Annotated in this window: 13 protein-coding genes and 1 tRNA gene; 5 read left to right on the forward strand and 9 right to left on the reverse strand. The window is 70.7% G+C overall.

Translation table 11 applies throughout. The annotated features are described in order from the left end of the window. Nucleotides 1-53: 53 nt before the first annotated feature. Nucleotides 54-127 (reverse strand) — tRNA-Thr (locus ABT034_RS24085). Nucleotides 128-309: 182 nt separating this feature from the next. Here ABT034_RS24085 and ABT034_RS24090 point away from each other — a divergent pair. The 3 genes from ABT034_RS24090 (at nucleotide 310) to ABT034_RS24100 (ending at nucleotide 2867) form a co-directional block, all read left to right on the forward strand. After that, the gene (locus tag ABT034_RS24090) at nucleotides 310-1407 is read left to right on the forward strand and encodes an ABC transporter ATP-binding protein (protein ID WP_351218496.1); all 1098 of its coding nucleotides are present in this window, start codon (nucleotides 310-312) and stop codon (nucleotides 1405-1407) included. 275 nt (nucleotides 1408-1682) lie between these two features. Then, complete coding sequence (locus tag ABT034_RS24095; protein WP_351218498.1) at nucleotides 1683-2093, forward strand: hypothetical protein; 411 nt, start codon at nucleotides 1683-1685, stop codon at nucleotides 2091-2093. 54 nt (nucleotides 2094-2147) lie between these two features. After that, nucleotides 2148-2867, forward strand: coding sequence for a nucleotidyltransferase family protein (locus tag ABT034_RS24100; protein WP_351218500.1), 720 nt, complete (start codon nucleotides 2148-2150; stop codon nucleotides 2865-2867). Between the two features lie 80 nt (nucleotides 2868-2947). Here the strand turns inward: ABT034_RS24100 and ABT034_RS24105 are convergent, their stop codons facing one another. From ABT034_RS24105 to ABT034_RS24130, 6 genes are all read right to left on the reverse strand, one after another. Beyond that, entirely contained in the window at nucleotides 2948-4603 is a 1656-nt protein-coding gene (locus tag ABT034_RS24105; protein ID WP_351218502.1) for a DoxX family membrane protein, read from the reverse strand. A gap of 117 nt (nucleotides 4604-4720) precedes the next feature. Beyond that, complete coding sequence (gene rlmB / locus ABT034_RS24110) at nucleotides 4721-5677, reverse strand: 23S rRNA (guanosine(2251)-2'-O)-methyltransferase RlmB (protein ID WP_351218504.1); 957 nt, start codon at nucleotides 5675-5677, stop codon at nucleotides 4721-4723. 100 nt (nucleotides 5678-5777) lie between these two features. After that, nucleotides 5778-7178, reverse strand: coding sequence for a cysteine--tRNA ligase (cysS, locus tag ABT034_RS24115; RefSeq protein ID WP_351218506.1), 1401 nt, complete (start codon nucleotides 7176-7178; stop codon nucleotides 5778-5780). Between the two features lie 73 nt (nucleotides 7179-7251). Beyond that, nucleotides 7252-7758 (reverse strand): 2-C-methyl-D-erythritol 2,4-cyclodiphosphate synthase, encoded by a 507-nt coding sequence (gene ispF / locus ABT034_RS24120; protein ID WP_351218508.1) that lies wholly within the window; start codon nucleotides 7756-7758, stop codon nucleotides 7252-7254. Next, nucleotides 7748-8497 carry a 2-C-methyl-D-erythritol 4-phosphate cytidylyltransferase gene (ispD, locus tag ABT034_RS24125; RefSeq protein WP_351218510.1) on the reverse strand — a complete coding sequence of 250 codons (750 nt, stop codon included), beginning with the start codon at nucleotides 8495-8497 and terminating at the stop codon, nucleotides 7748-7750. Before ispD ends, ispF begins: the two co-directional genes overlap by 11 nt. 334 nt (nucleotides 8498-8831) lie before the next feature. Then, complete coding sequence (locus ABT034_RS24130) at nucleotides 8832-9314, reverse strand: CarD family transcriptional regulator (RefSeq protein ID WP_003953493.1); 483 nt, start codon at nucleotides 9312-9314, stop codon at nucleotides 8832-8834. A gap of 670 nt (nucleotides 9315-9984) precedes the next feature. On the opposite strand from ABT034_RS24130, the gene ABT034_RS24135 reads away from it, so the two are divergent. Further along, nucleotides 9985-10605: a copper chaperone PCu(A)C domain-containing protein gene (locus ABT034_RS24135; RefSeq protein ID WP_351218512.1), complete on the forward strand. Its 621-nt coding sequence runs from the start codon at nucleotides 9985-9987 to the stop codon at nucleotides 10603-10605. Nucleotides 10606-10679: 74 nt separating this feature from the next. Here ABT034_RS24135 and phoP read toward each other — a convergent pair whose 3' ends face one another. Further along, nucleotides 10680-11351, reverse strand: a complete 672-nt coding sequence (gene phoP, locus ABT034_RS24140; protein ID WP_466728736.1) for a two-component system response regulator PhoP — start codon at nucleotides 11349-11351, stop codon at nucleotides 10680-10682. Nucleotides 11352-11356: 5 nt separating this feature from the next. Further along, entirely contained in the window at nucleotides 11357-12586 is a 1230-nt protein-coding gene (phoR, locus tag ABT034_RS24145) for a two-component system sensor histidine kinase PhoR (protein WP_351218514.1), read from the reverse strand. A gap of 266 nt (nucleotides 12587-12852) precedes the next feature. Here phoR and phoU point away from each other — a divergent pair, with 266 nt between their 5' ends. Further along, a complete protein-coding gene (gene phoU / locus ABT034_RS24150) occupies nucleotides 12853-13533 on the forward strand; it encodes a phosphate signaling complex protein PhoU (protein ID WP_351218516.1) in 681 nt (226 codons plus the stop codon). Nucleotides 13534-13536 lie beyond the last annotated feature (3 nt).

The raw sequence follows: 13536 nt of genomic DNA on the forward strand, positions 1-13536 counted from the left end.
ATCTTGGGGGGCAGTCGCATGTGTACCCACTCTGAGCAGGCACTTTCCCTCAGAGCCCCCTGTCGGGTTCGAACCGACGACCCCCGCTTTACAAGAGCGGTGCTCTGGCCAGCTGAGCTAAGGAGGCAGCGAGTGCAGTGTAACCAACGTCGTCCCGGGGGCGGTCGGGAATATCACTGGCTTCGGAGTACTGACAGATGCCGGATCGCCAGGTAGCGTCGCCTGGAGTTCACCTTGGTGGACTAGACCTCAATCCTTCCTTTACTCGGATCGTCCGGCACGTTCCTGCCGGTGAAGGGACACATCACCATGGCTTCCGTCACTTTCGACAAGGCGACCCGGGTGTACCCCGGTGCCACCAAGCCCTCCGTCGACCAGCTCGACATCGAGATCGCCGACGGCGAGTTCCTCGTCCTCGTCGGGCCCTCCGGCTGTGGCAAGTCGACCTCCCTGCGCATGCTCGCGGGTCTCGAGGACGTCAACGCCGGCTCCATCCGCATCGGTGACCGCGACGTCACGCACCTGCCGCCCAAGGACCGGGACATCGCCATGGTGTTCCAGAACTACGCGCTGTACCCGCACATGAGCGTCGCCGACAACATGGGCTTCGCGCTCAAGATCGCCGGCGTCAACAAGGCCGAGATCCGCGCCAAGGTCGAAGAGGCCGCGAAGATCCTCGACCTCACCGAGTACCTCGACCGCAAGCCGAAGGCGCTCTCCGGCGGTCAGCGTCAGCGTGTCGCCATGGGTCGTGCCATCGTGCGTGAGCCGCAGGTCTTCCTCATGGACGAGCCGCTGTCGAACCTCGACGCCAAGCTGCGCGTCTCGACCCGTACGCAGATCGCCGGCCTCCAGCGCCGCCTGGGCATCACCACGGTCTACGTCACCCACGACCAGACCGAGGCCCTCACCATGGGCGACCGCGTCGCGGTCCTCAAGGACGGTCTGCTCCAGCAGGTCGACTCGCCGCGCAACATGTACGACCGGCCCGCCAACCTCTTCGTCGCCGGCTTCATCGGCTCCCCCGCCATGAACCTGATCGAGGTCCCGATCGTCGACGGCGGCGTGAAGTTCGGCAACAGCGTCGTCCCGGTCACCCGTGACGCCATCGCCGCCGCGTCCGCCAACGGCGACACCACCGTCACCGTCGGCGTCCGCCCCGAGCACTTCGACGTCTCGGGTGCGACGAGCAAGGACGGCCTCGCCGTCACCGTCAACGTCGTCGAGGAGCTCGGCTCCGACGGCTTCGTGTACGGCTCCACCCGCGTCGGCGGCGAGGACAAGGACCTGGTCGTCCGCGTCGGCGGCCGTGACGTCCCCGCCAAGGGCACCACGCTGCACGTCGTGCCGCGCGCCGCCGAGCTCCACGTCTTCTCGACCTCCACGGGCGCGCGCCTCAGCGACTGACCCGCCCCCGCCCCCGGTCGGCTACGACGACCTCTCGGCAACCCTCCTCGGCCCCGTGTCTCTTGCAGACGCGGGGCCGTTGGACTAGGTGATGGTTTAACCCCGCGAAATCCCGGCAGATCCCGGTAGACCCCGATAGACCCCGCCAGATCCCGGCATTCCCGGGCGGCTCTCACCCCCCGCGTCAACACGGGATTCGAAAAGCCGCTTCGAACCATCCCCCGCGAGAGTGACTAAATGTCGCCAAATCACTACCGCCCGCTACGCTCGCCTGCGTGACGCACACTGCCCGCCGAATCGGCCGCTCTCTCGCCCTCGTCCTGCCCATCGTCCTGGTGCTCTCGGGAACGCTCGCGGTGTCCGCCGTTCCGTGGGCCGGCCGAGACGCCGGGACCCAGCTCACGGCGTCCTCCTCCGAGGTCTCCGTCCGTGCCAAGTCCCGTGCCCCGCACGACATCCTGCGCGACCAGCTCCTCGCGGAGCTCCAGCAGAAGGACCCCGGCATCGCCCTCACCCACCTCCAGCGCGAGGTGGAGAACCGGCCCTCCCTCGCCAAGCACTGCATGTCCATCGCCCGTTCCCTCGGCCGCGCCGCCGTCGAGCAGTACGGCCCGTCCCGCGCCCAGTCGTTCTCCCGACCGGTCTGCGACACCTCGTACGCCACCGGCGTGATGCGCGCGGGCTGAGGCCACCGTCACACGTCCGGCAGTCGGCCGTACGGGGCGCCTATCGTTCCCCGTATGCACAACACCTCTCCGACGCAGGCCGTGGTCCTGGCGGGCGGCCAGGGCTCACGGCTCCGCCCGTACACCGACGACCGCCCCAAGCCGATGGTCGAGATCCCGGGCACCGGGACCCCGATCATCGGCCATCAGCTTTCCTGGCTCGCCGCCGAGGGCGTGACCGACGCGGTCGTCTCCTGCGGCCATCTCGCCGAGGTGCTCCAGGAGTGGCTGGAGAGCGCCGACCTGCCCCTCAAGGTGACCACGGTCGTCGAGACCGAGCCCCTGGGCCGCGGCGGCGGCCTCAAGTACGCCGCCGCGCACCTGCCCGCGCCGGACCGGCCCTGGTACGCCACCAACGGCGACATCTGGACCCGTTTCTCGCTGCGCGAGATGGCCGCCTTCCACGCGGAGCGCGACGCCCTCGCCACGCTCGCCCTGGCCCGCCCCCGGATCCCGTGGGGCGCCGTCGAGACCGACACCTTCGGGCACATCACCGACTTCATCGAGTCGCCGCCGTCGCCGTTCCTCATCAACGCCGGCGTGTACGTCTTCTCCGCCGCCTTCACGGAGCTCCTCCCGGACCTGGGTGACCACGAGCGCACCACGTTCCCCCGGCTCGCGCGGGAGCGGCGCCTGGCGGGCTTCCCGCTCCCCCAGGGCGCCTACTGGAGGGCCATCGACACCGCCAAGGACCTCACCGAGGCCGCGAAGGAGCTCGCCGCCCAGAGGGGCTGAGGCACGGACGCGACGAGCAAGAAGGGCGGCACCGCGCCGAAGCGGTGCCGCCCTTCCCTTCTGTCTACGTCCGCGGGGCCTCAGCCCAGCAGGCCGCCGATCGGGTTCCTCGCGCCGCCCGTCGTCGAGCCGCTCTCGGACGGGGTCCCGGTCGAGCCGCCGGTCGAGCCGCCCGTGGAGCCGCCGCCCGTCGTGCCGCCGGTGGTGGTCGGCGTGTCGCTGGTGGTCGGCGGGGGTTCCGGCCTGGACTGCGTGGGAGTACGACTGCTGGTGCCGCCGGTGCTGCCGCTGCCCTGGGTCGCGGTCGGGCGCCGCTCCTGGGTCCGGGTGGACTCCCGGGTCGTCTCGGTGGGCCGGGTCGCCTCCCGCGTCTCCTCGCGCTCCGCCGGGGCCTCGCTGGTCGCGGTGGGCTCGGGCTCGGCGGACGGGGCGGCCTTCGAGGGGGCTCGGCGCGTCGGCTCGGCGGGGAGGGGCTGGCCGGGGAGGTGGTTGATCGGGTCGTCGTTGGGGCCGGGGACGGTGACCATCTCGGTGGAGCGGACGGCGCCGCCGAGGACCGAGCCGACGAGAAGGGTGAGGCCGACGACGACGGAGGCGACGAGGATGCTGCGGCGCATGACGCGGCGGCGGAGGTCCCAGAGGTCGGCGCGGGGACCGAGGGTCCGCCAGGCCTCTCCGGCGAGACGGCCGTCGAGGGAGTAGACCGGGGCGCCGGCGATGATCAGCGGCGACCAGGCGGCCAGATAGATGATGTCGGCGGAGTCGTAGACCGGGACGGTCTTCCAGCTGACCGTCAGGAGGAGCGCGGCGGAGAGCAGGGCGCCGACGACGGCGGCGACGCGCTGCCAGAGTCCGAGGACGGTGAGGACGCCGACGACGACCTGGAGGAAGGCGACGGTGAGTCCGGCGCCGACGGGGTGCTGGAGGGCGAAGTCGCGGAGGGGTTCGGCGAGGGCCCACGGGTGGAGGGAGTTGAGCCACTTCACCATGGAGCCGCGCTCGCCGCCGTCGAAGTAGACGGGGTCGCAGAGCTTGCCCATGCCCGCGTAGATGGAGATGAAGCCGAGGAAGACGCGGAGCGGGAGGAGGACCACGCCGAGGTTCATCCGGCGGCCGGGGTAGTAGGCGTGCCGGACGCTGTCCTGCCCGTGGCGCTGCGCGGGCCGTCCCTGCGCCGTCTCCTCGTCCTCGTACGAGCTCCCGTACGCGCCCTCGTACGATCCGGGCCCGCCGGTTCCGGGCCGGAGTTCGTACAGCTCGTCGTACGCGCCCTCGGCGCGGCGCATCGGCGGCAGCAGCGGCCCCGAGTCGGCGGGCACGACGGGGACGGGCATGGTGTCGTCGACGCGCGGGATGGCCTGGGTGGCGCCCGCGTCCAGGCCGTCGAGACCGGAGCGGCCCGCGTGCCCCGGGCGGCCTCCGTGGCCGGTGGTGCCCGGCTCCAGGGTGGAGACCGAGGACTCACGGACGGCCTGGAGGAGGCCGGTCGCGCCCGGGGAGGACTTTCCGGTCCACACGACGGGACGACGGCGCGGTCCGCCCGCTCCGGCCGCGGCCCCGGAGAGGGCTGCGGTACGGGCGCCGGCGCCGAACTTCGGCTGCGGAGCCGGCGCGAGCCGCACACGGAAGCTGGCGTGGTTCACGATCACCTGGGCGGGATCGGAATCCACCTTGACCATGCTCAACGCGGGCTGATCGTCGAACCCCGGCCGGGGCGTTCTGGTGTCCACACTCATCTAACCGAGTGATCTGGGTTTAGGACACTGCCTTGACGGCTCGCAAATGTCCGAGACCCGTCAAGATCAACGCCGCGGCCGGGGCCGGGTGGTGCGCGGGGGTGTCACTCCCGGGTGTTACGCCATTCGGCGGCGGGCCGCCTCGTAGAGCACGACACCGGCGGCGACACCGGCGTTGAGCGACTCGGCGCCGCCCGGCATCGGGATGCGGACGAGGAAGTCGCAGGTCTCGCCGACAAGACGGGACAGGCCCTTGCCCTCGGAGCCGACGACGATGACGACCGGGCCGGACAGCGCCTCCAGCTCGTGGACCTCGTGGTCGCCGTCGGCGGCCAGGCCGACGACCGCGAGACCGGCCTTCTGGTACGCCTCCAGGCAGCGGGTCAGGTTGGTGGCGCGGGCGACCGGGGTACGGGCGGCGGTGCCGGCCGAGGTCTTCCAGGCACCGGCGGTCATTCCGGCCGCACGGCGCTCGGGGACGACGACGCCGTGCCCGCCGAAGGCGGCGACGGAGCGGACGACGGCGCCGAGGTTACGCGGGTCGGTGATGCCGTCGAGGGCCACGATCAGCGGCTCCTCGTGGTGGTCGTAGGCCGTGGCCGCGAGGTCCTCGGGGTGCGCGTACTCGTACGGCGGGACCTGGAGGACGAGACCCTGGTGGTTCAGGTTGTTCGTCATCCGGTCGAGCTCGGGGCGCGGCGCCTCCATGATGTTGATGTTGCCGCGGCCGGTGGCGAGGTTCAGGGCCTCGCGCACGCGCTCGTCGTTGTCGATGAACTGCTGCACGTAGAGGGTCGAGGCGGGCACGCCGTCGCGCAGGGCCTCGAAGACCGGGTTGCGGCCGACGACCATCTCCGACTGGCCCTTGCCGCCGCGGCGGGCGACGGGCTTGCGCTTGGCCGCGTTCCTGGTCATCGCGTTGGAGACGCGGAACGCCTTGTGGCCCTTGCGGTTCTCGGCCTTGGGCGTGGGGCCCTTGCCTTCCAGGCCCTTGCGCCGCTGGCCACCGCTGCCGACCGTCGCACCCTTCTTGTTGGACGTGCGACGGTTCCTGCGCTGGCTGTTCCCGGCCATGACTACTCTCATCCTGGGTGTTGCGTACGTCGGCGTACTCGGCCTCCGTACAAGGTCTGTAAGTGAAGTGTGCCGCCCGGGGTCCCGAGCGGCACGTCTTCTAACGGTTGCCCAGCGTCCAGCGGGGGCCGTCGGGGCTGTCCTCGATGGCGAGGCCGGACTGGGTGAGCTGGTCGCGGATCGCGTCCGCGGTCGCCCAGTCCTTGCGCTCGCGGGCCGACTCGCGCTGCTGGAGCACGAGCCGTACGAGGGTGTCGACGACGCCGTGGAGCTCTTCGCCGCCACCGGTCTCCTCGGCCCAGTGCGGGTCGAGCGGGTCCAGGCCGAGGACGCCGAGCATGGCGCGGACCTCGGCGAGGCGGGCGATGGCCTCGTCCTTGTCGTCCGCGGCGAGGGCGCTGTTGCCCTGGCGGACGGTGGTGTGGATGATCGCGAGCGCGTGCGGCACGCCCAGGTCGTCGTCCATGGCCTCGGCGAAGGCCGGCGGCACCTCGGCGGCGGGGGCGACGGCCGCCCCGGCCTTCTCGGTGGCGCGCTGGACGAAGCCCTCGATACGGGCGAACGCCGACTCGGCCTCGCGCAGGGACTCCTCGCTGTACTCGATCATCGAGCGGTAGTGCGGGGTGCCCAGGTAGTAGCGCAGGACGATGGGCCGCCAGTTCCGCACCATCTCGGACACCAGCACGCTGTTGCCGAGCGACTTCGACATCTTCTCGCCGGCCATGGTGACCCAGGCGTTGTGCACCCAGTACGAGGCGAAGTCGTCGCCGAAGGCCTTGGCCTGCGCGATCTCGTTCTCGTGGTGGGGGAAGATCAGGTCGAGGCCGCCACCGTGGATGTCGAAGGCGGAGCCGAGGTACTTGTGGGCCATGGCCGAGCACTCCAGGTGCCAGCCGGGGCGGCCGCGGCCCCACGGGGTCTCCCAGTCGGGCTCGCCCGGCTTGGTCGCCTTCCACATCGCGAAGTCGCGCGGGTCGCGCTTGCCCGTGATGCCGTCCTCGGAGGGCTGGCGCAGGTCGTCGATGTCCTGGTTGGACAGCTCCAGATAGCCCGGGAAGGAGCGCACGTCGAAGTAGACGCTGCCGTCCGCCTCGTAGGCGTGGCCGCGCTCGATGAGCCCGCGCATCATCTCGACCATCTCGGGGACGTGCCCGGTGGCGCGGGGCTCGTACGTCGGCGGGAGGCAACCGAGCGCGTCGTAACCGGAGTTGAACGCGCGCTCGTTCTCGTAGCCGATGGACCACCAGGGGCGGCCCTGGTCCGCGCCCTTGGTGATGATCTTGTCGTCGATGTCGGTGACGTTGCGGATGAACGTGACGTCGTAGCCGCGGTACGCGAACCAGCGGCGCATGATGTCGAAGTTCAGCCCCGACCGGATGTGCCCGATGTGCGGGGCCGCCTGGACGGTGGCGCCACAGAGGTAGATCGAGACGCAGCCCGGCGTGAGCGGGGTGAAGTCACGGATCTGCCGGGCGCTGGTGTCGTACAGGCGAATAGTCACCACTCCAGGGTAGTGGGCGTGTGGTAGTGCCCCGATACCTCTTGCCCGTCTCCGGTCACGTTTTTCACCGCCCCTACCGCGCCACGGGGTAGACGAGAGCCGTCGCGAGCGCCGCGAGGCCCTCGGCGCGGCCCGTGAGCCCGAGGCCGTCCGTGGTGGTGCCGGAGACGGAGACCGGTGCGCCGGCCGCCTCGCTCAGCGCCTTCTGCGCCTCGTCGCGCCGCTTGCCGACCTTGGGGCGGACGCCGACGACCTGGACGGCGATGTTGCCGATCTCGTACCCCTCGGCGCGGACGATCCGGGCGGCCTCGGCGAGGAGGGTGACGCCTGAGGCGCCGGAGTACTCGGGGCGCGAGGTGCCGAAGTGGGCGCCGAGGTCGCCGATGCCGGCGGCGGAGAAGAGCGCGTCGCAGGCGGCGTGGGCGGCGACGTCACCGTCGGAGTGCCCGGCGAGGCCGTACTCCTCCCCGTCCCAGAGGAGACCCGCGCACCAGAGCTCGCGGCCCTTCTCGAAGGCGTGGACGTCGGTGCCGATGCCGGTACGGGGGATCAGGGGTCGGTCCATGGGCTCAGAAGCCATCGTTGGCCCTCCTGCGGGCGAGTACGGCCTCGGCGAGCACGAGGTCGAGGGGGCGGGTCACCTTGAAGGCCTCTTCGTGGCCGGGCACGACGACGACGGGCGCGCCGAGCTTCTCGACCATGCCGGCGTCGTCGGTGGCGCCTTCGCCGGTGAGGGCGATGGTGGCGTGGGCGTTGACGAGGGTGTCGTGGTCGAAGCCCTGCGGGGTCTGGACGGCGCGGAGCCGGGCCCGGACGGGGGTGGCGACGACCTGCTCGGGGTCGCCCGGCTTCTCGGCCGGTTCGACCTCCTTGACGGTGTCGGCGACGGGGAGCGCGGGGACGACGGCGACGGCTCCGTCCCGTACGGCCCCGATCACGGCGTCCACGGTGTCGACGGGGACGAGCGGGCGGGCCGCGTCGTGGACGAGGACGGTGGTGATGCCCTCGGGGAGCGCGTCGAGCCCGAGGCGTACGGACTCCTGGCGGGTCTCACCGCCGGGCACGACGAGGTAGTCGGTGCGCTCGGGGAGGGCGTGGGCGTCGAGGAGGTTCTTGACCTCGGCGGCGCCGTCGGAAGGGGCGACCACGACGACGAGCGAGACCGCGCGGGAGGCGGCCATCGCGCGGACGGCGTGGATGAGCATGGGGGTGCCGCTCAGCGTGCGCAGCGCCTTGGGGGCGCCGGGACCGAGGCGTACGCCCCGGCCGGCCGCCGGGATCACCACGGCGGTACGAGGAGGACGCGCTTCGTCTGACATCGGTTGCACTCCGGCAGGTTTGTTTCCGCGGCCGACATGGGTATGGCCTCAACCGTGCCGGACGTTCCGCCTTGACCGGGCCCTTTCCGTGACGACGGTCGAGGCGTTGCCGCCCGAGCACAAGGGGTTCGGACGTTACAGGGGGTGCGGGTTCCTTCTCGGCGGTGGGCACACGTGACGTCGTGACCGTGTGCGGGCTCGCCGCGCGTACGTCCGCATGCGTACGCGAACATGCCGCGGCGCCCGGCGGCAGCGCTGTGTGGATCACAGCACGCCAACGGGCACCGCGGCATCGCTTCACTTGGTAGCGCGCTCGGATGTCGTCAGAGCACGCTCAGGACGCGAGGACCTCGTCGAGGAGAGCCTCGGCCTTGTCCTCGTTCGTGTTCTCAGCGAGCGCCAGCTCGCTGACCAGGATCTGCCGGGCCTTGGCGAGCATGCGCTTCTCACCTGCGGAGAGACCCCGCTCGCGCTCGCGCCGCCACAGGTCGCGGACTACTTCGGCGACCTTGATGACATCGCCGGAGGCGAGCTTCTCAAGATTTGCCTTGTAACGACGGGACCAGTTCGTCGGCTCTTCGGCGTACGGCGCGCGCAGCACCTCGAAGACCCGGTCCAGCCCGTCCTGACCGACCACGTCGCGGACTCCGACGAACTCCGCATTGTCCGCCGGCACGCGAACAGTCAGGTCGCCCTGCGCGACCTTGAGCACCAAGTAGGTCTTGTCCACGCCTTTGATCTGGCGAGTTTCGATGGCCTCGATCAGCGCGGCCCCGTGATGGGGATAGACCACGGTGTCGCCAACCTTGAACGTCATGTGACAGGTACCCCTTCCGTGGCTATCCAGGGTAACACGGAAACGGCCGCTTCTGAATGGCGTTTTCGCAGGTCAGGGCATATCTCGGGGCTTGACAACAGCAACACGAACGTGCTGCGGAAGGCTTCCGGAAGGCGGTATTCGCAGGTCGGAGCGGCTGCGCGGACGGAGAGAAACGCGCACGTTACACCTACCCGGACCCCCGCCGAGGAGGGGTGATGCCCCGATTTGTCGGTTTCGGAACGTGTCTCTTCGCCTACTCCGTTCGAGGATCGTTCACCCGTACGGATGCATCGCGGGGTGATTCCGTAATTGATCAGCCGGCGCGGGTCGGGGATTTTCCGGAGGTACGGCTCCGGGGAATGCGGGGCGGCCCTCGAATTGATCAAGGCAGTTATGTGAACACCAGGTCAATGGATCGCGATCCGGCCACATCGGCCGACTTCCGACCGACGACGGGGCCGGTCGGGTCGGGGGCGGGTCGGGGCCGGTCGGCCCCGCGGAGGTGTCGCCCCGGAGAGGGCCGCGGCCGGTTAGGGGCGGGTCGGGTGCGGGACGGAGAGTGCGGCTCGGTAACCTGAGCGCGCTGACGCACCTTTAGCCGGTCCCTGGTTCCCCAGCCCGTCCCAGTCCGTCCATACGTCCTCACGTCCTAGGAGAAGCCGCCGCCGTGAGCCGCAGCCTTCGACGCGGCGCCCTCGCCGCCACCGCCCTCGTGTTCTCCATCGCCGCGCTGTCCGCCTGCGGGGCGGGCAACGACGCGCAGACGCTCGGTGTCCGGCCCGACAACGCCGCCGTCACGGTGGACGACGTCAAGATCCAGAACGCGCTCGTGATCACCCAGCCCGAGGCCGGGGTCAAGGGTCCGGCCGTCGTCTCGGCCACCGTCTTCAACAACGGTGACAAGCCGCAGACCCTCGACTCCATCAGCCTGCCGGGCAGCAACGCCACCGTGACGCTGAAGCCGGCCGAGGGCTCCGGCCCGATCAGCATCCCGGCCGGGGGCTCGGTCGTGATCGGCGGCGCGGGCAACGCCACCGCCACCATCGAGAACGGCTCGGAGGCCACCCGTAAGGGCGACGCCCAGAAGGTCGTCTTCAAGCTGAGCCGGACCGGCGACGTCGGCCTGAGCGCCTTCGTCGTCCCGGCGTCGAGCTACTTCAAGGACTTCGGCCCGTCCATCGTCCCGGCCCCGCCGGGCACCAAGCCCAGCGCCTCCGCGACGCCCTCGGGCGAGGCGGAGCACGGCGCCGAGCACGGCGGCGAGGCCACGGGCTCGGCCGGCCACTGACGGCGAGCAGCACGCACGCGTGAAGGGGCGCCCCCGGTCGGGGGCGCCCCTTCACGCGTACACACACCGGGTGTTTACGGCTCGAACTTGTAGCCCAGGCCTCGGACCGTCACCAGGTAGCGCGGGGCGCCCGGGTCCGGTTCGATCTTGGCGCGGAGGCGCTTCACGTGGACGTCGAGGGTCTTGGTGTCGCCGACGTAGTCCGCGCCCCAGACCCGGTCGATGAGCTGCATGCGGGTCAGCACGCGGCCCGCGTTGCGCAACAGCATCTCCAGGAGGTCGAACTCCTTCAGGGGCAGGTCGACCTTGCCGCCCGCGACCGTCACCACGTGGCGGTCGACGTCCATGCGGACCGGGCCGGCCTCCAGGGCCGCGGGGGTGACCTCCTCCGGCTCACCGCGGCGGCGCAGGACCGCGCGGATGCGGGCGACCAGCTCCCGCGAGGAGAAGGGCTTCGTCACGTAGTCGTCGGCTCCTATCTCCAGCCCGACGACCTTGTCGATCTCGCTGTCCTTGGCCGTCACCATGATGACGGGGACGTTCGAGCGGCCGCGCAGCTGCCGGCACACCTCGGTACCGGGCAGTCCCGGGAGCATCAGGTCGAGGAGGACGAGGTCGGCCCCGTTGCGCTCGAACTCGTCGAGACCGTCGGGCCCGGTCGCCGCCACGGCGACCTCGAAGCCTTCCTTGCGAAGCATGTAGGACAGGGCGTCGCTGAAGGATTCCTCATCCTCGACGACGAGCACTCGGGTCACGGAAGGACCTCCGGGGCAGGAAGCGGTTCGGTCATGAGATCAGGGGTGGGGGACGAGGCGGGCCGGCGGTCCCGTGCGGCGCCCGCCTCGGGCAGCCGCAGGGTGAAGGTGGAGCCCTGACCCTCGGTGCTCCAGACGGTGACCTCCCCGCCGTGCGAGGCGGCCACGTGCTTGACGATGGCCAGGCCGAGACCCGTACCGCCGGTGGCACGGGAGCGGGCCGGGTCGACGCGGTAGAAGCGCTCGAAGACGCGCTCCTTGTCCTTGTCGGGAATGCCGATGCCCTGGTCGGTGACGGCTATCTCGATCAGGTCGCCGGAGGGGGCGGCGACACGGCGGGCGGCGATGCCCACCCGCGTACGGGCCGGTGAGTAGTTGACCGCGTTCTCGACGAGGTTGCCGAGGGCGGCGGCGAGCTGGCCGCGGCTCCCCCAGACCCGCAGATCGGCCTCTCCCCCCGAGACCATGGTGATCTGCTTGGTGGAGGCCGTGTGCCGGGAGCGGTCGATCGCCTCGGCGACGAGTTCGTCCACGGACACCGGCTCGGAGTCTTCGAGCGGGTCGTCGTTCTGCACGCGGGAGAGGTCGATCAGCTCCTGTACGAGGTTGGTGAGGCGGGTCGCCTCTATCTGCATGCGGCCGGCGAAGCGGGTGACCGCCTCGGGGTCGTCCGACGCGTCCATGACCGCCTCGGAGAGCAGGGAGAGCGCGCCCGTGGGGGTCTTGAGCTCATGGCTCACGTTGGCGACGAAGTCGCGCCGTACCGCTTCGATACGGCGGGCCTCGGTGAGGTCCTCGACCAGGAGCAGCACGAGCCGCGAGCCCAGCGGGGCGACCCGGGCGGAGACGGCGAGGGCCTCGCCGCGGCCGCTGCCGCGCCGGGCCAGGTCCAGCTCGACCTGTCGTATCTCCCCGTCGCGGCGCGTGTCGCGGGCCATGTTGAGCATGGGCTCGACGGCCAGCTTGCCGCCCCGGACCAGGCCGAGCGCGTACGCCGCCGAGCTGGCCTTCACCACGGAGTCGCTCTCGTCGAGGACGACCGCGGAGGAGCGCAGCACGGACAGTACGGTGTCGACGCCGGGCGGGAGCACGGCGTCGGTGTGCAGGGAGGTACGAGTGGGTCTCGCCTGGTCGCGCTCGCTCCAGCGGAACGCCAGCATGGCGATCACGCCGGTGCACACGCCGGCGATCGCGGCCAATGCGGCGACTGCCGCGTTCACGTCCATGCCTCAAGGTTATGCGGGGTCACGGACACTCTCCCAGCCGTCCGAGTGGCTCCTCGAACAGTCGTCGCTCAGAGTTCACTGTGAAGACGTGGCCGGTTCATTTGCCCCGAGCGGGACAGTGGCGCGTGTAGCCCAGAGTTCACCTGGGAGAAAGTGATGGTTCATGTGTGCGGGTGGAACCGGACGCGTAGAGGGCCGAACGTGGGAGCGTGGGGGTTCCGAGCCCCACCCGGACCCCGGAGTTTTGCGTAGAGAGGGACAGCCACATGCGGGACGCGTACCACGAGGAACTGGACTCGATCGGCGAGAGCCTGGTCGAGATGGCCCGACTCGTCGGGTCGGCCGTCGGGCGCGCCACGACGGCGATGCTCGACGCGGATCTGAAGCTCGCGGAGAGCGTGATCGCGGCGGACCAGAAGGTCGACGACCTCCAGCACGATCTGGAGGCGCGTGCGATAGCGCTGCTCGCGCGGCAGCAGCCGGTGGCCACGGATCTGCGGATAGTGGTGACCTCGCTGCGCATGAGCGCCGACCTGGAGCGCTCGGGCGACCTGGCGCAGCACGTGGCGAAGCTGGCGCGGCTGCGGTTCCCCGACACGGCCGTGCCGCGGGACCTGCACGCGACCATCCTGGAGATGGGGCAGCTGGCGCAGCGCCTGATGGCGAAGGCGGCGGAGGTCATCATCACGAAGGACGTCGACCTGGCGCTCCAGCTGGAGCAGGACGACGACGAGATGGACCTGCTGCACCGGACGCTGTTCCAGCACCTGATCGACGACCGCTGGAAGCACGGCATCGAGACGGCGGTGGACGTGACGCTGCTCGGCCGGTACTACGAGCGGTTCGCCGACCACGCGGTGTCGGTGGCGAAGCGGGTCGTGTACCTGGTGACGGGTGAGCACGCGGACGAGCTCCAGGCCTCGGACGCGCCGGTGGAGGGCGCGTAACCC

The organism is Streptomyces sp. NPDC002773 (genome assembly GCF_040295605.1).
Taxonomy (GTDB): Bacteria; Actinomycetota; Actinomycetes; order Streptomycetales; family Streptomycetaceae; genus Streptomyces.

What these genes read in the sequence shown, in the direction of transcription:
- ispF (WP_351218508.1), bottom strand. Translation starts at nt 7,758, where the DNA reads ATGGCTTCTGAGCCCATGGACCGACCCCTGATCCCCCGTACCGGCATC.
- ABT034_RS24100 (WP_351218500.1), top strand. Translation starts at nt 2,148, where the DNA reads ATGCACAACACCTCTCCGACGCAGGCCGTGGTCCTGGCGGGCGGCCAG.
- ABT034_RS24090 (WP_351218496.1), top strand. Translation starts at nt 310, where the DNA reads ATGGCTTCCGTCACTTTCGACAAGGCGACCCGGGTGTACCCCGGTGCC.
- phoU (WP_351218516.1), top strand. Translation starts at nt 12,853, where the DNA reads ATGCGGGACGCGTACCACGAGGAACTGGACTCGATCGGCGAGAGCCTG.
- ispD (WP_351218510.1), bottom strand. Translation starts at nt 8,497, where the DNA reads ATGTCAGACGAAGCGCGTCCTCCTCGTACCGCCGTGGTGATCCCGGCG.
- phoR (WP_351218514.1), bottom strand. Translation starts at nt 12,586, where the DNA reads ATGGACGTGAACGCGGCAGTCGCCGCATTGGCCGCGATCGCCGGCGTG.
- ABT034_RS24105 (WP_351218502.1), bottom strand. Translation starts at nt 4,603, where the DNA reads ATGAGTGTGGACACCAGAACGCCCCGGCCGGGGTTCGACGATCAGCCC.
- ABT034_RS24130 (WP_003953493.1), bottom strand. Translation starts at nt 9,314, where the DNA reads ATGACGTTCAAGGTTGGCGACACCGTGGTCTATCCCCATCACGGGGCC.
- rlmB (WP_351218504.1), bottom strand. Translation starts at nt 5,677, where the DNA reads ATGGCCGGGAACAGCCAGCGCAGGAACCGTCGCACGTCCAACAAGAAG.